General features: G+C 73.6%; 1 protein-coding gene. It reads right to left on the minus strand.

The window, feature by feature from the left end; genetic code table 11:
• Positions 1-273, minus strand: a 273-nt coding sequence (locus SB719_RS20100) for a hypothetical protein (RefSeq protein WP_412159730.1), incomplete at both ends; no start/stop codon positions are given.

Raw genomic sequence — 273 nt, forward strand, 5'->3', positions numbered from 1 at the left:
TCGCCGACCGGCTCGTCGGACGGCATGTGCACGGCGATGCCGAGCGGCGTGCCGCGCGATTCGCGCAGGGCCTGCTCGGCAGCCGCGAGCGCGGCGCCGGGCTCGCCGTAGCCGTGGGCCAGATCGGCGTAGCCGACGAGGGCGCGCAGTCGGATCTGCTGGTCGGCGAGCGGAAACGGATGGCTGCCGATGCCGTCGCGCAGACTGCGCGCCCACGCATCGAGCTCGACACGGGCGACGCCCGGGGCGAAGACCAGGAACGTGTTGTCGTTG

It is taken from the genome of Pantoea sp. SIMBA_079 (assembly GCF_046940275.1).
Taxonomy (GTDB): domain Bacteria; phylum Pseudomonadota; class Gammaproteobacteria; order Enterobacterales; family Enterobacteriaceae; genus Pantoea; species Pantoea borealis.